17 protein-coding genes are annotated in these 17174 nt (G+C 74.8%); 1 reads left to right on the top strand and 16 read right to left on the bottom strand.

Going from position 1 to position 17174, the window contains the following annotated elements:
• Positions 1 to 18: 18 nt before the first annotated feature.
• The 13 genes from AD017_RS14985 to ftsH form a co-directional block, all read right to left on the bottom strand.
• Positions 19 to 363 (bottom strand): Lsr2 family protein, encoded by a 345-nt coding sequence (locus tag AD017_RS14985; protein ID WP_010225674.1) that lies wholly within the window; start codon positions 361 to 363, stop codon positions 19 to 21.
• A 275-nt stretch (positions 364 to 638) separates the two neighbouring features.
• Positions 639 to 2096: a lysine--tRNA ligase gene (gene lysS, locus AD017_RS14980; RefSeq protein WP_060576408.1), complete on the bottom strand. Its 1458-nt coding sequence runs from the start codon at positions 2094 to 2096 to the stop codon at positions 639 to 641.
• A 117-nt stretch (positions 2097 to 2213) separates the two neighbouring features.
• The gene (locus AD017_RS14975; RefSeq protein WP_060574598.1) at positions 2214 to 3023 is read right to left on the bottom strand and encodes a type III pantothenate kinase; all 810 of its coding nucleotides are present in this window, start codon (positions 3021 to 3023) and stop codon (positions 2214 to 2216) included.
• Positions 3023 to 3433, bottom strand: coding sequence for an aspartate 1-decarboxylase (gene panD, locus AD017_RS14970; RefSeq protein ID WP_060574597.1), 411 nt, complete (start codon positions 3431 to 3433; stop codon positions 3023 to 3025). The genes AD017_RS14975 and panD overlap by 1 nt, the downstream gene beginning before the upstream one ends.
• A gap of 17 nt (positions 3434 to 3450) precedes the next feature.
• Positions 3451 to 4344: a pantoate--beta-alanine ligase gene (gene panC, locus AD017_RS14965; protein WP_369821676.1), complete on the bottom strand. Its 894-nt coding sequence runs from the start codon at positions 4342 to 4344 to the stop codon at positions 3451 to 3453.
• Complete coding sequence (locus tag AD017_RS14960) at positions 4341 to 5264, bottom strand: Rossmann-like and DUF2520 domain-containing protein (protein WP_060576406.1); 924 nt, start codon at positions 5262 to 5264, stop codon at positions 4341 to 4343. The genes panC and AD017_RS14960 overlap by 4 nt, the downstream gene beginning before the upstream one ends.
• Before the next feature lie 379 nt (positions 5265 to 5643).
• Positions 5644 to 7524: a PrsW family intramembrane metalloprotease gene (locus tag AD017_RS36285; protein WP_202968856.1), complete on the bottom strand. Its 1881-nt coding sequence runs from the start codon at positions 7522 to 7524 to the stop codon at positions 5644 to 5646.
• A gap of 84 nt (positions 7525 to 7608) precedes the next feature.
• Positions 7609 to 8139, bottom strand: coding sequence for a DUF3180 domain-containing protein (locus tag AD017_RS14950; RefSeq protein WP_029239594.1), 531 nt, complete (start codon positions 8137 to 8139; stop codon positions 7609 to 7611).
• A complete protein-coding gene (gene folK / locus AD017_RS14945; protein WP_060574596.1) occupies positions 8136 to 8660 on the bottom strand; it encodes a 2-amino-4-hydroxy-6-hydroxymethyldihydropteridine diphosphokinase in 525 nt (174 codons plus the stop codon). Before folK ends, AD017_RS14950 begins: the two co-directional genes overlap by 4 nt.
• Positions 8657 to 9025, bottom strand: coding sequence for a dihydroneopterin aldolase (gene folB, locus AD017_RS14940; RefSeq protein WP_010231321.1), 369 nt, complete (start codon positions 9023 to 9025; stop codon positions 8657 to 8659). Before folB ends, folK begins: the two co-directional genes overlap by 4 nt.
• On the bottom strand, positions 9022 to 9852 hold the full coding sequence (gene folP, locus AD017_RS14935; RefSeq protein WP_050802375.1) for a dihydropteroate synthase: 831 nt from the start codon (positions 9850 to 9852) through the stop codon (positions 9022 to 9024). Before folP ends, folB begins: the two co-directional genes overlap by 4 nt.
• Positions 9853 to 9901: 49 nt before the next feature.
• A complete protein-coding gene (gene folE, locus AD017_RS14930) occupies positions 9902 to 10477 on the bottom strand; it encodes a GTP cyclohydrolase I FolE (RefSeq protein ID WP_029239597.1) in 576 nt (191 codons plus the stop codon).
• Positions 10478 to 10548: 71 nt separating this feature from the next.
• A complete protein-coding gene (gene ftsH / locus AD017_RS14925; protein WP_060574595.1) occupies positions 10549 to 13089 on the bottom strand; it encodes an ATP-dependent zinc metalloprotease FtsH in 2541 nt (846 codons plus the stop codon).
• 298 nt (positions 13090 to 13387) lie between these two features.
• Here ftsH and AD017_RS14920 point away from each other — a divergent pair, with 298 nt between their 5' ends.
• On the top strand, positions 13388 to 14362 hold the full coding sequence (locus AD017_RS14920; RefSeq protein WP_060574594.1) for a hypothetical protein: 975 nt from the start codon (positions 13388 to 13390) through the stop codon (positions 14360 to 14362).
• Between the two features lie 9 nt (positions 14363 to 14371).
• On the opposite strand, the gene hpt is transcribed toward AD017_RS14920, so the two are convergent.
• The 3 genes from hpt to AD017_RS14905 are packed head-to-tail and all read right to left on the bottom strand — an operon-like array spanning position 14372 to position 17174.
• A complete protein-coding gene (gene hpt / locus AD017_RS14915) occupies positions 14372 to 14932 on the bottom strand; it encodes a hypoxanthine phosphoribosyltransferase (RefSeq protein WP_060574593.1) in 561 nt (186 codons plus the stop codon).
• A 56-nt stretch (positions 14933 to 14988) separates the two neighbouring features.
• The gene (gene tilS / locus AD017_RS14910) at positions 14989 to 16104 is read right to left on the bottom strand and encodes a tRNA lysidine(34) synthetase TilS (RefSeq protein ID WP_060574592.1); all 1116 of its coding nucleotides are present in this window, start codon (positions 16102 to 16104) and stop codon (positions 14989 to 14991) included.
• Positions 16101 to 17174, bottom strand: coding sequence for a zinc-dependent metalloprotease (locus AD017_RS14905; RefSeq protein ID WP_060576405.1), 1074 nt, complete (start codon positions 17172 to 17174; stop codon positions 16101 to 16103). Before AD017_RS14905 ends, tilS begins: the two co-directional genes overlap by 4 nt.

Raw genomic sequence — 17174 nt, 5'->3', positions numbered from 1 at the left:
TCCCGGGTGAGGTGACCCTTAGTTCTCCTGGTGGTAGGCCTCGAGGACCTCGGCCGGGATGCGGCCGCGGTCGGAGACCTTCATCCCGCGCTTGCGGGCCCACTCGCGGATCGCCTGGTTCTGCTCACGGTCCACCGACGGACGGCGGGCGGCCGCGTTCGACGCACCACGGCGACGGGCGGCCGGACCGGCCGCGCGGCGGGCCGCGGCGACGTAGTCGGCGAGCACGTCCCGCAGCTTCTTCGCGTTGTCGTCCGTCAGGTCGATCTCGTAGTTGCGGCCGTCGAGCCCGAACTCGATCGTTTCGTCCGCGGCGTCGCCGGACAGATCGTCGACGAGCCGGACCTCCTTGATCTGCGCCATCGTCGCAGCCTCCCTGAATCACCGGATACGTTTGCTGGCGAACCGGTCCGGCAGGCAGCTGCTCGAAAGGGAGCAATACCCGGACGCAATGGTGAGGCCACGCGGATCACCGGAACCGACTCGATTCGAAGACTAACCGAGAAATGTTCGCCGCGTCGAGCGAGGGCGGCCACGAATGAGAGAAAGGTACCCGAATACCACTCGTTCGGGCCCGGATACACGTCGGCCCCCCTGGTCGCGGTCCGCGACCAGGGGGGCCGGTGCATTTCGGGCGGCTACGACTCCCCGCGCACGAGCGGGAACAGGATCGTCTCCCGGATGCCGAGCCCGGTGAGCGTCATCAACAGGCGGTCGACACCCATCCCCATCCCGCCGGTGGGCGGCATCCCGTACTCCATCGCCCGGAGGAAGTCCTCGTCGAGCTGCATGGCCTCCGGGTCGCCCGCCGCGGCCTTCACGGACTGCGCGTGGAGGCGTTCCCGCTGCTCCACGGGGTCGACGAGCTCCGAGTAGGCGGTCGCGAGCTCCACCCCGAACACGATGAGGTCCCAGGACTCCGACAGTCGCGGGTCGTCCCGGTGGGCCCGGGTCAGCGGCCGCACCTCGACCGGGAAGTCACGGACGAAGGTCGGCTCGATCAAGGTGTGCTCGACGAGCTTCTCGAACAGCTCCAGCACGATCTGGGCCAGCGTCGGGTATTCGGTGACGTCGACATCGTGCTTCGCCGCGATCTCCTGCACAACGCCGAGATCGGTGTCGGGTGTCACATCCTGCCCGACGGCCTCGGACACCGACCCGTAGATCGTGACCGACCGCCACTCCCCGCCGAGATCGTGCTCCGTGCCGTCCTGGTGCCGGACGGTGGTCGAGCCGAACAGCGACCGCGCCGCGGACTGGATCAGGTCGCGGGTCAGGACGGCCATGTCGTCATAGGTCGCGTACGCCTGGTAGGCCTCGAGCATCGCGAACTCGGGCGAATGCGTGGAGTCGATGCCCTCGTTCCGGAACACCCGGTTCAGCTCGAAGACCCTCTCGATGCCGCCCACCACGCAACGCTTCAGGAACAGCTCGGGGGCGATCCGCAGGTACAGATCGGAGCCGAGCGCGTTCGCGTGCGTGACGAACGGGCGCGCGGTGGCCCCGCCGTGCAGCAGCTGCAGCATCGGCGTCTCGACCTCGACGAAGTCGAGGTCGGTCAGGGCCTCGCGCACGGTGCGCAGCACCGTGGAGCGGGCGCGGACGGTCTCACGGGCCTGCGGGCGCAGGATCAGGTCCACGTAGCGCTGCCGGACCCGGTTCTCCTCGGAGAGCTCCTTGTGCGCGGTCGGCAGCGGCCGGACCGACTTGGACGCGATCGACCACTCGTCGGCCTGGACGGAGAGCTCGCCCCGCCGCGAGGTGATCACTTCACCGCGCACGAGGACGAAGTCCCCGAGATCGACCACGGACTTCCAGCGCGCCAGCTCCTCGGCGCCGACCCGGTCCAGCGAGAGCATCGCCTGCAGCTCGGTGCCGTCGCCCTCGCGCAGCGTGGCGAAGCAGAGCTTGCCGGTGTTCCGCACGAAGATCACCCGGCCGGCGACGGCGACCTTCTCGCCGGTCGCGGTGTCCGGGGGCAGGTCCGGGTGGGCGTCACGGACCTGGCGCAGGGTGTGCGTGCGGGCGACCTCGACCGGGTACGGCTCGGTGCCGGCGGCCAGCAGCTCCGCGCGCTTGGCCCGGCGCACCCGCATCTGCTCGGGCAGGTCTGCCTCGGGTCCGGGGTCGGTGGGCGTGCCGGGAGTGTTCACGGCAGGTCAGGCTATCGACGCGGCCCCGGGCCGGACGCCGGTGGGTCGGTCGTGGCGGCCTCAGCGCGGCCGGTGGTGGCGCAGGTGGGTCAGACGGAGCCCGTGCAGCGTCAGGTCCGGCACGTGGTGGGTGACCGTGTCCGCCCGGCCGTACACGAGCTCCGCGAGCCCCCCGGTGACGGCGACGGTGACCGGCCCGACGTCGGCGCCGAGCTCGGCGAGGATCCGCCGCACCAGGCCGTCGACCTGGCCGGCGGCGCCGTAGAGCACCCCCGCCTGGACGGCCTCGACCGTCGTCCGGCCGATCACCGACCGCGGCTCGACGAGATCCACCGGCCGCAGCGACGACGCCCGCTCGGCGAGCGCCTGCATCGCGATGTCGATCCCCGGTGCGAGCGCCCCGCCGAGGAACTCCCCGCGCGCGGAGACGACGTCGACGTTGGTGCAGGTGCCCAGGTCGACGCAGATGCACGCGGTACCGAACAGGTGGTGCGCCGCCAGACTGTTCACCACCCGGTCCGCACCGACCTCGCGCGGGTGGTCGACCAGCAGCGGCACCCCGGTGCGCACCCCCGGCCCGACGACGAGCGCCCGCATCCGGTCCGACCAGCGGGCCAGCAGGGTGCGCAGCTCGCGGGACGGGCCGGGCACGGTGGACAGGGCCACGACGGCGTCGACCCCGGCGAAGTGCTTGCCGAGCATCCCGGTGATCATCAGGTCGAGCTCGTCGGCGGTGGCGCGGGTGTCGGTGCGCATCCGCCACCGCCGTTCCGGCTCCGGCGACAGCGACGACGGGTCCGTCCCCGGCTCCGGCTCGGGGTAGAGCCCGAGCGAGACGTCGGTGTTCCCGACGTCGATGCAGAGCAGCACTAGCGGGCGGCGCTCGTCAGCAGACCCGATCCGTCCGGCGCGTGTCCGGGGTCGGCACCCAGCTCGGCGACGGCGTTGTCGGCGTCGACGAAGACCACCCGCGGGCGGTAGTCGCGCAGCTCGGCCTCGTCGTAGGAGCCGTACGAGATCAGGATGACCAGGTCACCGGGGTGCACCAGGTGCGCGGCGGCGCCGTTGATCCCGATGATCCCGGAACCGGGCTCCCCGGTGATCGCGTAGGTCTCCAGCCGGGCGCCGTTGGTGATGTCGACGATCGTGACCTGCTCACCCTCGAGCAGGTCGGCGGCGGCCATCAGGTCGGCGTCGATCGTCACGGAGCCCACGTAGTGCAGGTCGGCCTGGGTGACGGTCGCGCGGTGGATCTTGGACTTCATCATGGTGCGGTACACGGCGGTCTCCTCGTGACTCAGAACGCGACGGGGACGTTGTCGATCAGGCGGGTGGCTCCGAACCGGGCGGCGACGAGCAGTCGTCCCTCACCGCCGTCGGGGGCGGGGCCGAGGTCGGTGCCGCGCAGCTCCAGGTAGTCGAGCTCGACGCCCGGCTCGGAGTCGAGCTCGGCCCGGGCGGCGGCCAGGACGGCGTCCTTCCCGCGGGCCGAGACCCCCGCACCGGCGGCGAGCGCCCGGGACAGCACGGCGGCCGCCCGGCGCTGCTCCGGGTCGAGGTAGGCGTTGCGGGAGGAGAGCGCCGTGCCGTCGTCCTCACGGACGGTGGGGACGCCGACGATCTGCAGCGGGAAGTCCAGGTCGCGCACCATCCTGCGGACCAGGGTCAGCTGCTGGTAGTCCTTCTCCCCGAACATCGCCAGGTCCGGGCCGACGATGTGGAACAGCTTGGCGACGACGGTGAGCACGCCGTCGAAGTGCCCCTTCCGGCTCCCGCCCTCCAGGTCGTCGCCGAGCGCCCCGGCGGCGATGCGGGTGTCCGAGCCCGGCGGGTACATGTGCTCGGCCTGCGGGGTGAACACGAGCTCGACGCCCTCCTCCCGGCAGACCTCGAGATCGGCCTCCAGCGGGCGCGGGTAGCGGTCGAGGTCCTCGCCCGCACCGAACTGCAGCGGGTTCACGAAGATCGACACGACCGGGACGACGGTGCCCGGCAGGCGACGGGCGTGCCGGATCAGCTCCCGGTGCCCCTCGTGCAGGGCGCCCATGGTCGGGATCAGGACGATCTTCCGCCCGGCACCGCGCAGGGCCCGGGTGACGGGCGCCAGCTTCGCCGGGTCGGAGTGCACGGTCAGCCGGCCGGCCGCGTAGCCGTTCCGGGTGGAGCCGGGCGAGGTCGAGCTGCCGCTCACGTGTCCTCCAGTGTCTTCTCGACGTCGTCCAGTCCGGCCTGGTCCAGCAGGCCGGCGGCCGCGGCGCGGCGGGCGGTCCGCCCCGCCAGGGCGCGGTAGGCGGCCGCCAGGCCGGGGTCCGCGGCGGTGATGCGGTCCAGATGGGTGCGGAGCGTGCCGGCGTCGCCGCGCGCCACCGGCCCCGTCAGAGCCCGGTCGCCGTGCCGCAGCGCGTTGTCCAGCGCCGCGGAGAGCAGCGGGGCGACGAGCCGGTCGGCCGGCCGGATGCCCGCGGTCTCCAGCAGCTCGATGCAGTCACCGACCAGGGTCATCAGGTGGTTGGCGCCGTGGGCGAGCGCAGCGTGGTAGAGCGGGCGCATCGCCTCCGGGACGCGCACCGGCTCGGCCGACATCTCCAGGACGAGCGCCTCGGCGACGCTCCAGCCGACGGCGTCGCGGGGGTCGGCGCCGGGGTCGTCCTCGCCCGCCTCACCGGGGGCGGTGACGCCGATGCAGCACGACGCGAGGCGCTCGACGTCCTCGGGGCGGCCGGTGAAGGTCATCGCCGGGTGCAGCGCCAGCGGCAGGACCCCCTGGGCGGCGGCCGGTTCCAGCACGGCCGTGCCCTGCGAGCCCGCGGTGTGGACGACGATCTGGCCGGGCCGGAAGCACCCGGCGGCGGCGAGCCCGCGCACCAGGCCGGGCAGGACGTCGTCGGGGACGGCGAGCAGCACCAGGTCGGCCTGCGTGCAGACCTCGTCCGGGGGCAGCAGCGGGGTGTCCGGGAGCAGTTCCGCGGCCCGCCGCACCGAGGCCTTCGAGACCCCGGAGGCGGCCACGACGTGGTGGCCCGCCCGCTCGAGCGCGGCTCCCAGCACCGAACCGACTCGTCCGGCGGAGACCACGCCGACGGCGAGCCGCGCGGGGCGGCCGGCATCGATCACAGTCAGTTCCGTTTCCTCCCGCTCCGGTCCACGTGGGTACCGGTCGGGCAATCCGCGGTCGCACACGACCTCCGTCGGTCGTGCGCCGGACGCGAGGGTAGACGCGCACCCGGCCCCGGAGACCCTCGTATGACAGGCCTCACCCGGTCCGGCGGCCCGCCGGTCCGGGGCCTGGCGGCCCGGCCGATCCGGGATTCTGCGGCCAAGCCGATCCGGAGCCCAGTGGCACGTCATGCACGTACGGGCGGGCCACGGGGGTGCATGGCGTGCCATTCGGCCGGCGGGACCGGGGATCGGCTGCCCGCTGCCCGCTGCCCGCGACGGACGGTCGGCCCAGGACCCGTCGCGCCCCATGCGGTCGCTGTGGGGCGCCGGGTCAGTCCTGTTCGTGCCGGCTGCGGGGCGCGGGGTCCTGGGGTGCGGCGGGGTCCCCGGGGCGACGCATCGGGCGGGTCGGGCCCGGGTTCCCGGGATTGTCGTGGTGACGGCCGCGGGCCGGGTCGGCTGCCGGGTCCTCCGGACGCCCGACCGGGCGGGTCGCCCCCTCGGCCGGAGCCGGCGGACCCTGGCCCGCAGCTCCACCAGCCGGAGCCGGCGAGCCCTGGCGCACGGCTCCCCCGGCCGGAGCCGGTGGGCCCTGGCGCGGCACGCCCTCCGCGGCACTGGACGTTCCCGGACGCGGCGGCCCCTCGGCGGGAGCCCCGGGCCACGGTGCGGCGCCCGGCGGTGGCCCGCCCGGCCCCGGGGAACCACCACCGGCCCCCGTGAGCTCCGGCCGCCCACCCGGACCTGCGGATTCCCGTCGCCCACTCGGACCTGCGGGTTCCGACCGTCCACCGGGACCTGCGGGACCGCGGCTCGCACCACCGCCCGGCGGCGCCGGCGCCGGGCCACCCGGGCTCCCGGACGCCGGACCCGGAGGCCCGCCGCGCAGCCCGGGCACGGCGGGGCCGGCCGATCCGGGCGTCGTCCCGGGGACCTGCCCCTCCGGGAAGGTGGGGATCCGGAACGCCCCGGAGAAGCTGCCGTCCGGCGCGGCCGGGGGCGGTGGCTGCCACCCCGACGGACGCTGCCGGGCCCAGGCCGCGACCAGCGCCTCCGGCACCCCGACGGCGATCGCCCGGGTCCGCAGCACGGCGGCCAGCTTCTCGTCGTGCAGCGCCCCGGCGCTCTCCCGGACGGCGCCGCGGGCGATCCGGTTCCGCATGAACGCCAGCTCGGTGACGGCCGCCTGGTACTCCGCGACGGCCTTCGCGGCGGCCTTCCCGGAGCGCCGCTGGACCAGCGCCCGCCAGCCGCGGCGCCGCGACATCCGGGCCAGCAGCGGGACCTCGCTCGGCGCGATCCACCCCGCCGCCGCGAACCCGGGCAGCTGGGCGGCGACGATCCGCGCCTCGCGGCGGCGGGCGAACACGACGAGCGTGATCATCCCGGCGAAGATCGGGACCATCACGAAGATGTAGACCTCGTAGAACGCCCCCGGCGAGGCGGCCAGCACCGACGCGCCGTTCCACAGCGCGTGCAGCACCACCGCGGCGACGTAGCCGGCGATCATCGCCAGCACCCGGACGCCGACACTGCGGCTGGCGACCGCGAACCCCGCCGCGATCCCGATCATGCAGGTGAACAGCGGGTGCGCGAACGGCGAGGCGATCCCGCGGACGAACAGCGTCGCGAGCACCCCGGCCGTCTCCGGGTCGGAGACCGCCCGGCCGAGGTAGAGGATGTTCTCCGAGAAGGCGAACCCGGCGGCGACGATGCCGGCGTAGACGATGCCGTCGACGATCCCGTCGAACTCGCGCCGCCGGAACGCCAGCAGCCCGACGACGAACAGGCCCTTGGCGAACTCCTCGATCACCGGCGCGACGACGACCGGACCGAACAGGTCCCCGGCGCCGCGCCCGGCGGCGGCGTCGAGCACCGTCGACGCACTCGTGTTGATCAGCAGCGACATCAGGGCGGCGAACCCGGCGCCCCAGAGGAACGCGCCCATCAGCATCCGCGGCGGTTCCGGCTCCCACCGGTCCACCCACAGGAAGGCGGCGACCACCGGTACGACGGGCAGCAGCGCGGCGAGCGTCCCGATGACGACGCCGCCGGTCCCGATCGCGCGCTGCAGGACCCCGATCGTGATCACGGTCAGCAGCGCGAGGACGACGAGCCCGACGACCGGGAGCAGCACCCCGCGCCGCTTCGCCGACGGTGCCGGCACCGGGGCGTACGGGTGGCGGCCGGACGGCGCCGTGGGGGAGGCCATGGCCCGGCAGCGTAGAGAACTCCGGGCCGCTCCACCGTCCGTGCGCGCCGCGGGAGGCACGGACCACACCCGGCCGGGTGCGGATCAGGTCGAGCGGACCCCGCTGTCGGAGTCGTCGGGATCGTCCGGGGCTCGGCAGCAGTACTCCAGCCAGAGCGCGGCGCCGACCAGCAGCAGCGCGCAGACCAGACCGATCCCGGCGGAGACGCTGTCGGCGAACGCGGCGACGACGACGTCGGCACGCCGCAGCGTGTGCGCGAGCATCCCGATCCACAGGCCGGCGATCACCGCTCCGCCGACCGACGAGGCCTTCGCCACGAGCACGGCCCGGGCGGCGACCAGCGGCGGGACCGGGAGCGCGTCGCCGCGCCGCTGGATCCGGCGGCGCAGCACGAACGCCCCGGCGAGCTCGGCGGCCGCGAGCACCCCGATGGAGAGGCCCGCGGCGACCGGTACGCCCGGCAGCAGCGGATACGTCAGCTGGACGAGAATGTTGCCGAGCAGGGCCGCGACCACCGTGATCGCGGCGAGGTCCCGGTAGCGGGTGGGCCGGACCGTCGGCCGGGGGTCCTCCCCCGAGCCGGGCCGACGGTCGCCGGGGCCCGGCGCGCTCACGGCGCCGCCCCGGCCGGCAGCAGCGGCAGGTCGTCGCGCCGGTGGATGCCGGAGCGCGCGTCCGGGCCGAGCCGGGTGAGCAGGTCCGCGACCGGCCCGTGCCCCTGCAGGACCGCGTCGGGCTCGGCGAGCAGCCAGGGCAGCAGCACCGTCGCGCGCTCGGGGGTGCCGGGGTGCGGCAGCAGCAGCTCCGGGTCGTCGGAGATCACCGGCTCGTCCCCGTCGCGGACCTGGACGACGTCGACGTCGAGCGTCCGCGGGCCCCACCGCTGCTCCCGGACCCGGCCCGACGCGTCCTCCAGGGCCTGGCCGCGGCGCAGCCAGCCCCACGCGTCCAGCGCCGGGTCGTCGGCGACGACGACGGCGTTGAGGAAGTCGGGCTGGTCGGTGACGCCCCACGGTGCCGTCTCGAACACCGGCGAGACCACGACGAGTGCGGGTCCGAGATCGGCGACGACCGCGCGCAGGTGCCCGATCCGGTCCCCCATGTTGGAACCGAGGGAGAGCACCGCGCGGGTCACGACCGGCCCCGGTGCACGACGACGGCGACGTCGTCGAACGCCAGCGGGATCGGCGCGGACGGCTTGTGCAGGGTCACCTCGACCGCACGGATCCGCTCGTCGGACGCGAGCACGTCGTCGGCGACCGCGCCGGCCACGGACTCGATCAGGTCGCGCGGCGGGCCGCCGACGATCGCCGCCGCCCGCTGGGCCAGCGCGCCGTAGTCCAGGGTGTCGGCCAGGTCGTCGGACGCGGCCGCGGCAGCGAGGTCGGCGTGCACGACGAGATCGCAGACGAACTCCTGGCCGTCGCGCCGCTCGTGCCCGAACACCCCGTGGTGGCCGCGGACCCGCAGCCCGCGCAGCTCGATCCGGTCGCCGCTCACCTCTCCCCCTCGCGGGAGGTACGGGCCCGCGACGCACCGAGCCGGCACGCCGCGGCGACCGCGACGGCGTCCATCGTGGACTCGACGTCGTGCACCCGGACGCCCCAGGCCCCGGCGTTCGCGGCGAGCGCGCTGATCGCGGCGGTGGCGGTGTCCCGGCCCGCGGGCGGGCGGGGTGTCCCGTCGCCGGTGGCGAGCAGGTCCCCGAGGAACCTCTTGCGCGAGGCCCCCACCAGGACCGGGAACCCGAGATCGATCAGCACGTCGATCCGGCGCAGGAGCGCCCAGTTGTGGGCGGCCGTCTTCGCGAAGCCCAGGCCCGGGTCCAGCAGGATCCGGTCCGGATCCACCCCGGCCATCACGGCGTGGTCCACCCGGGCGACGAGCTCGGCCCGGACCTCGCCGATCACGTCCTCGTACCCGGCGAGCTGCTGCATCCCGGCGCTGTGCCCGCGCCAGTGCATGAGCACCCACGGCACCCGGGTCTCGGCGACGACCGCGGCCATCCGCGGGTCGGCGAGCCCGCCGGAGACGTCGTTGACCATCACCGCGCCGGCGTCGACACAGGCGGCGGCCACCTCGGACCGGGTGGTGTCGACGCTGACCCGGACACCGGCCCCGGTCAGCTCGCGGACGACCGGCACCACGCGGTCCCGCTCGGTGACGGCGTCGACCCGCTCGGCGCCGGGCCGGGTCGACTCGCCACCGACGTCGACGAGATCGGCGCCCGCGTCGCGCATCGCCACACCGTGCGCGATCGCGTGCGAACGGTCCAGGTAGCGCCCGCCGTCGGAGAACGAGTCGGGGGTGACGTTGAGGATCCCCATCACCGCGCAGCGACCGAGCTCCGGCAGACCACCGTCCGGGGCGACCACGTCACGCCCCCCTGATCAGCGACAGCGCCTCCGCGCGGGAGGAGGCGGAGCTCTTGAACAGTCCACGGACCGCCGAGGTCGTGGTGCGCGAACCCGGCTTGCGGATGCCGCGCATGGCCATGCACAGGTGCTCGGCCTCCATCACGACGATCACCGCGCGCGGGTTCAGCTTGCGCACCAGGGCGTCCGCGACCTGCGCGGTGAGTCGCTCCTGCACCTGCGGGCGCTTCGCGTACAGGTCGACCACCCTGGCGATCTTGGACAGGCCGGTGACCTGGCCGTCGACCGCCGGGATGTAGCCGACGTGCGCGACGCCGTGGAAGGGCACGAGGTGGTGCTCGCAGGTCGAGAACATCGGGATGTCCTTGACCAGGACGAGCTCGCCGTGCCCCTCGTCGAACGTCTTCTCCAGCACCGAGTCCGGGTCGACGAACAGCCCGGCGAAGATCTCGCCGTAGGCGCGCGCCACCCGGGCGGGCGTCTCCTTGAGACCCTCGCGGTCGGGGTTCTCCCCGACCGCGATCAGGAGCTCGCGGACCGCCCGCTCGGCGCGGTCGAGATCGATCTCGGCGGGCACGGCCTGGGTGGCCCCGGCCGCGACCGCGGCGGACCTGACCGGTTCGGGCCAGTCGTCCGTGGTCGACGTGCTCAGTGTCCTGCCTCCGGGTCGTCGCCCCGACGGTCGCCGGTCCGGGGGCCGTCGGTCGTGCCCGACGAACCGGTCCACGGTCCGTTCCGGACCGGGCCCTGCTGCGGGGCGCCGCCCTGCTGGGGGCCCTGCTGCTGGGGGCCCTGCTGCCGCGGGTCCTGCTGCTGCGGGTCCTGCTGCTGGTTCTGTGGCGACGGCTGCTGCGGAGCCTGGCCCTGCTGCCCACCCCAGTTGGCCGGCGGCCAGCTCTGCCCGTGCGGTGTGGTCGCGGGCCGCCAGTCCGGCGGCGCGCCGTAGTTCGGCGCCACCGCGGGCGGGGGCGGCGCGTAGCCGCTGCCGCGTCCGGGCTGCTGCCTGCCGTCGGCGCCGGCCGGACGGCCGTTGCCGTTCGGAGTGGCGCCGTGGACGCCGTTGCCGTTCCCGGCGGGTGCGGGTGCCGGGACGGGGTCGGGACCGTAGCCGCCGTCGTTCGGGGCGTCCGGACGGGCAGGGGCGGACCCGCCCGCGGGGAACGGCGACGCACCGGGCAGGCCGGGGGCCTCGCCGTGGCCGTTCGCGGCACCGGACCCGACCGGGGCCGGGGTCCGCTCCGGCTCGGGCCAGGGCTCGCCACGCTCGTGCGCGAGCTCGCGCGGGGTCTTGATCGGCGGCTTCTCCGACGGCGTCCGGTCACCGAAGTCGTTGAACGCGGTGATCCGCGGCCGCTTCTCCACCGACCCGAAGATCCGCTCGAGGTCCCGGCGGTTCAGCGTCTCCTTCTCGAGGAGCTCGAGCACCAGGTCGTCGAGGACGTCGCGGTAGGTGTTGAGGATCTGCCACGCCTCGGTGTGCGCCGCCTCGATGAGCTTGCGCACCTCCTCGTCGATCTCGTGGGCGACCTCCAGCGAGTAGTCCGCCTGGTTGCCCATCGAGCGTCCGAGGAACGGGTCGCCCTGCTCGCGTCCGTAGCGCACCGCGCCCAGCTTCGCGCTCATGCCGTACTCGGTGACCATCGCGCGGGCGATCTTGGTGGCCTGGTCGATGTCCGACGACGCACCCGTCGTCGGCTCGTGGAACACCAGCTCCTCGGCCGAACGGCCGCCCATCGCGAACACGAGGCGGGCGATCATCTCGGCGCGCGTCATGAGGCCCTTGTCGTCCTCCGGGACGACGAGTGCGTGCCCGCCGGTACGCCCGCGCGGCAGGATCGTGAGCTTGTAGACCGGCTCGAGGTCCGGCATCGCCCACGCCGCCAGCGCGTGCCCGCCCTCGTGGTAGGCGGTGATCTTCTTCTCGCGCTCGGAGACGATCTTCGACTTGCGCTTCGGGCCGCCGACGACGCGGTCGACCGACTCCTCCAGCGCCGCGCCGGTGATCTGCGAGTCGTTCTCCCGGGCGGTGAGCAGTGCCGCCTCGTTGATCACGTTCGCGAGGTCGGCACCGGACATGCCGACGGTGCGCTTCGCGAGGCTCTCGAAGTCGACGTCCTGGGCGAACGGCTTGCCCTTGGAGTGCACGGAGAGGATGGCGCGACGGCCGGCGAGGTCGGGCGCGGCGACCGGGATCTGGCGGTCGAACCGGCCCGGGCGCAGCAGCGCCGGGTCCAGGATGTCCGGACGGTTGGTGGCCGCGATCAGGATGATCCCGCCGCGGGCGTCGAACCCGTCCATCTCGACCAGGAGCTGGTTCAGCGTCTGCTCGCGCTCGTCGTGACCGCCGCCGAGGCCCGCGCCGCGCTGGCGGCCGACCGCGTCGATCTCGTCGACGAAGATGATGCAGGGCGCGTTCTGCTTGGCCTGCTCGAACAGGTCACGCACCCGGGAGGCACCGACACCGACGAACATCTCGACGAAGTCGGAGCCGGAGATCGTGTAGAACGGCACGCCCGCCTCGCCGGCGACCGCGCGCGCCAGCAGTGTCTTGCCGGTGCCGGGCGGGCCGTACAGCAGCACGCCCTTGGGGATCTTCGCGCCCAGCGCCTGGTAGCGGCCCGGGTTCTGCAGGAAGTCCTTGATCTCGTACAGCTCTTCGACGGCCTCGTCGGCCCCCGCCACGTCCGAGAACGTGTTCTTCGGCATGTCCTTGTTGAGCTGCTTGGCCTTGGACTTGCCGAAGCTCATCACCCGGTTCCCGCCGCCCTGGGCGTTGTTCAGGAACCAGAACAGGACGATCAGCACCAGCGCCAGCGGGATCATCGTGATGAGCAGCGTGGACAGGAACGAGTCCTGCCGGACGAGGGTGTCGTACTCGGCGATCCCCGGGACCTGGCGCACCTGGTCGAAGATCTGCCCGGAGAGCTGGGCCGGGTACTGCGCGAGGACCTGGGTGGTCTCGTTGCCGTCGACCTCGATCGGGCGGTCCAGGGTCAGCCGGAGCTGCTGCTCCCGGTCCTCGACGAGCGCGTCACGGACGTTGCCGTCCTGGATCTGGGTCAGCGCGACCGACGTCGTCACCTCGGAGTACCCGCGGGTGTCGTCGAACAGCTGGCTGAACCCGAGATAGATCAGGAGCGCGAGGAGGATCCAGATCAGCGGGTTGCGGAGCAGGCGCTTGCGGTCCATGCAACGTCGGCCGGGGTGGCCTTCACCTTCCCGAGAGTGGTTCGCGGCAGCGGCGGCGGACGGAACACCGCCCCGCCGGACGGCCCTGACCCGCCAGGATAGCCGCACGCAGGAGCGAGCGCGCCGGGCGGACCGGGCCCGGACGGTCGCACGCGACCGTCCGCCGGATCAACGTGTGGGCGACCTGGCCGGTTCCCCCGTCGGGGTGTCCCGCCGCACACTCCCGCAGGCCGGTGTGGGAGAACTGTGGGGCACGCACGGTGGGTGATCGGGCGTGCACGTCGGGAGGGGCGATCGGATGGCGCTGCGCGCGGGGCTCGGGCCTCGTCGGACGGTGTCCGCACTGGCCGTCGGGCTGGCCGCCTCCACCGCGCTGACGCTGTTCACCGCCCCGGCCGGCACGCGCACGGAGGCCCCCGCCGTCCCGGCGGTGACGACCACCGCGCGGGCCGAGGCCCCCGCCGTGATCCCGTCCCCGGCCGTCGCCGCGGGGCCGTCGTCGATCGGGCCGGGCGTCGTCACGGAGACCGCCGGTGCGGGACTGTGCACCGCGGGCCTCGTCCTCACCGCGGGCGACCGCACCTTCCTGGCGCAGGCCGCGCACTGCGGCGGCACCGGCGACGAGACCGAGACCGACGGCTGCACCTCGGCCGCCGTCCCGCTGGGCACCCCGGTGACCGTGCGCGGCACCGACCGGACCGTCACCGGCACGCTCGCCTGGAGCTCCTGGAACACCATGCAGGCGCGCGGCGAGACCGACCCGGACACCTGCGCCTACAACGACCTCGCGCTGGTCGAGCTGCCCGCGGACGCCGCGCCCGCGGTCGGGGCGGCGGTGCCGTTCTTCGGCGGCCCCACCGGCGTCCGCACCGAGCCGCTGCCGGCGGGCGCCCCGGTGTTCGGCCTGGCCAACCCACCCGACGCCACGGGCGCCCGCGCCGTGGCGGCCCGTGGCGGCGTCGTGGCGGGCGACGTCGGCGGCGGCTGGGGACACGCGGTGTACACCATGGAGCCGGGCGTGGCCGGCGAGTCCGGCAGCCCGCTGCTCGACGCCGGGGGCCGGGCCGTCGGGGTGCTGTCCAGCCTGTCGTCGACGGCGGACCGCCCCAGCATCGAGTACACCGACCTGGGCCGGGCGCTGGACTACGCCGCGCGCACCGACGGCCCGCCCGGGCTCGCACCGGCGTCGGGACCGGGCTTCACGGCGACCCCGCCCGGCGTCGACCCGCGGTCGCTCGCGACGCCCGCGGGCCCCGGCATCGCCGCTGGCTGACCGGGTCGGTCAGGCGTAGACCGTCGGGTCCAGCGTCCCGATGTAGGGCAGGTCGCGGTACCGCTCGGCGTAGTCGAGGCCGTAGCCGACGACGAACTCGTTCGGGATGTCGAAACCGACGTAGCGGACCGGGACGTCGACCTTCACCGCGTCGGGCTTCCGGAGCAGCGTGATGACGTCGAGCGACGCCGGGCCGCGGGAGTTCAGGTTGTTCAGCAGCCAGTTCAGGGTGAGACCGGAGTCGATGATGTCCTCGACGATCAGCACGTGCCGGCCGGCGATGTCGCGGTCGAGGTCCTTCAGGATCCGCACCACGCCCGACGACGACGTCGACGAGCCGTAGGAGCTGACCGCCATGAACTCCAGCTGGGTGGGCACCGGCAGCGCGCGGGCGAAGTCGGTCATGAACATGACCGCGCCCTTCAGCACCCCGATCAGCAGCAGGTCGCCGTTCCGGCCGTCCTGCACGACGTCGGCGTAGTCCTCGGCGACCTTGCGGGCCAGCTCCTCGGTCTTCTCCCGCACCTGCTCCTCGGTGACCAGCACCGACGAGATGTCCCCGTCGTACACCCGACCCCCTCGCGCGGGCCGCGGTGGCGGCCCGGTCGTCCGGCACCGGGCGATCGTCACGCCCGGTCACGCCCCCACCGTCGGCGGCGCAGCACGAGCCTGCCACGCGTGCGGGTCAGCTCCAAGCCACCACCGAGCGTCGGCCCGCCCTGCCCGCGCCACCGCCCGACGAGATCGTCGGCGGCGCGCAGCTGGGCGTCGGTGAGTGCCCGGACGCCGTGCGCGGCGAGCCATTCCCGCAGTACGCGGCGCCGGACGGCCGCCGGTGCCGTCGCGAGCACCGTCGCGTCGAGGGCCGGGGCGGCGGTGCCGGCGGAGGCGTCGCGGGCTGGTTCCGGGAGCCGTTGCGGCACTCCGGCTCCGGGGTCGCTGTCGCCGGAATCACGCGGGACGGGGACATCCCCGACGGCGTCGTCGTCACGGTCCGTACCCGGGACGGCACACCCCGGCTCTCCGGCGGCCTCCCGGAGCCGGGCGGCCTGCTCGTCGAGGGCGGTGTCGTCGTCGCGGAGCTGGTCGGCGGTCCGCGCCAGCGCCTCGGTGACGCCGCCGCCGAGCACCTCCTCGAGCAGCGGGAGCACCTCGTGCCGCACCCGGGCGCGGGTGAAGCGGGGATCGGTGTTGTGCGGGTCGGCCCAGACCGGGACGCCGGCCTCCGCGCAGGCGTCGGCGGTGTCGGCGCGGCGCAGGCCCAGCAGCGGGCGCAGCCAGGGCGCGCTCCAGGCCCGCATCCCGGCGAGCGAGCGGGCCCCGGAACCCCGGCCGAGCCCGAGCAGCACGGTCTCGGCCTGGTCGTCGAGGGTGTGGCCGAGCAGCACCGCCGACGACGGGTGCGGCCGCGCCGCGAGCAGCGCCGCCCGGCGGGCCCGCCGGGCCGCCGCCTCGGTACCGCCGGGACCGGTGACCTGCACAGGGTGCACGGCGGCCTCGATCCCGGCCGCACGCAGCCGGACCGCCAGCTCGGCCGACCGCTCCGCCGAGCCGTCCTGCAGACCGTGGTCGACGACGGCCGCGTGCACCGGCCCCTCGACCACCTCCCGCACGGCGAGCACGAGCGCGGTCGAGTCGGCGCCGCCGGAGCAGCCGACGAGCGGCGGGGCCTCGCGCACCGGGCCGGGCAGCTCCGCCAGCGCGTCGCGCACCGCGGCCCGCACCCGCCGCCGGGCGGTCATGCCACGCGGCGCAGCCAGGCCCCGGCGTCGGACAGCTCGGCGCGGGTCGGCAGCGTGTCCGGGGACTCCCAGACCCGGTTGAGACCGGCCATGCCGACCTCCCGCTCGACCTCGCGGCAGAACGCGGCGCCGACGGCGTACTGCTTCATCTTCGCGTCGACGCCCAGCAACGCCCGTAGCAGCCGGTCGACGATCCCGCCGCCACGGCGGCGCTCGGTGAACCGGGCGCGGATGACGGCGACGTCCGGCACGACCTCCGGCCCGACGGCGTCCATCACGTGGTCGGCGTGGCCCTCCAGCAGGGTGGACAGCGCGAGCAGCCGGTCGAGCACCGCCCGCTGCTCGGGCCCCTGCAGCAGCTCCACCAGTGCGAGCACGTCGGTCCCGCCCTCACCGCGCAGCGAGCGGATCGCCTCGGGCAGCCGGGCGAGCTTCGCGGTGTCCGGCTCCTGCAGCGACAGCAGCGCGGTGACCAGCCCCGCGAAGTGGTCGCGCAGCCACGGCACCGCGGTGAACTGCAGCCGGTGGGTGGCCTCGTGCAGGCAGACCCAGAGCCCGAACTGGGCACCGTCGACGTCGAGCGACCGGGTCACCGCGTGCACGTTGGGCGCCACCACGATCAGCCGGCCCGCGCCGTCCGGCCCGCCGAACGGGTCGTACTGGCCGAGCACCCGCGCACCCATGTACGCGAGCAGCGCGCCGAGCTGCGCACCGGACCCCGCCGCGGTGACCGACCGGAGCGGCCACGGCGACGCCGGCAGCTCCGCCCCGGAGGTCAGCGCGTCCATCCCGGCGACCGCGGCGCGGGCCCACGCCGGGCGGTCCAGGACGTCGGCGGGCAGCAGCGGGAGCCCGGCCCCGAGCCCGGTCACCTCGCGGACGTGCCCCTCGGCGCGGGCCGAGTCCTCCCGCAGCCGTCCGACCAGCTCGCGGGCCGCCTCCGGCGTCGTGCGGGGGCCGGCGGGCATCAGCCGGGCCGCCGTCGCCGCCGCCAGGGACCAGTTCACCGGCAGGCCGCGGTCGGCCTGCCGCGCGGTCGCCGGTGCCGGGTCGGTCACGTCGGGCTGCAT

This window comes from Pseudonocardia sp. EC080619-01 (assembly GCF_001420995.1).
Classification (GTDB): domain Bacteria; phylum Actinomycetota; class Actinomycetes; order Mycobacteriales; family Pseudonocardiaceae; genus Pseudonocardia.
Note: the sequence above shows the minus strand (reverse complement) of the source record. Positions and strands in the feature narration are given on the sequence as shown.

Excerpts from the sequence above, each read along its gene's own strand:
- AD017_RS14905 (WP_060576405.1), bottom strand. The coding sequence starts at position 17,174 with ATGCAGCCCGACGTGACCGACCCGGCACCGGCGACCGCGCGGCAGGCC.
- tilS (WP_060574592.1), bottom strand. The coding sequence starts at position 16,104 with ATGACCGCCCGGCGGCGGGTGCGGGCCGCGGTGCGCGACGCGCTGGCG.
- AD017_RS36285 (WP_202968856.1), bottom strand. The coding sequence starts at position 7,524 with ATGGCCTCCCCCACGGCGCCGTCCGGCCGCCACCCGTACGCCCCGGTG.
- ftsH (WP_060574595.1), bottom strand. The coding sequence starts at position 13,089 with ATGGACCGCAAGCGCCTGCTCCGCAACCCGCTGATCTGGATCCTCCTC.
- AD017_RS14920 (WP_060574594.1), top strand. The coding sequence starts at position 13,388 with ATGGCGCTGCGCGCGGGGCTCGGGCCTCGTCGGACGGTGTCCGCACTG.
- AD017_RS14985 (WP_010225674.1), bottom strand. The coding sequence starts at position 363 with ATGGCGCAGATCAAGGAGGTCCGGCTCGTCGACGATCTGTCCGGCGAC.
- folP (WP_050802375.1), bottom strand. The coding sequence starts at position 9,852 with ATGGGGATCCTCAACGTCACCCCCGACTCGTTCTCCGACGGCGGGCGC.
- lysS (WP_060576408.1), bottom strand. The coding sequence starts at position 2,096 with ATGCGGGTGCGCCGGGCCAAGCGCGCGGAGCTGCTGGCCGCCGGCACC.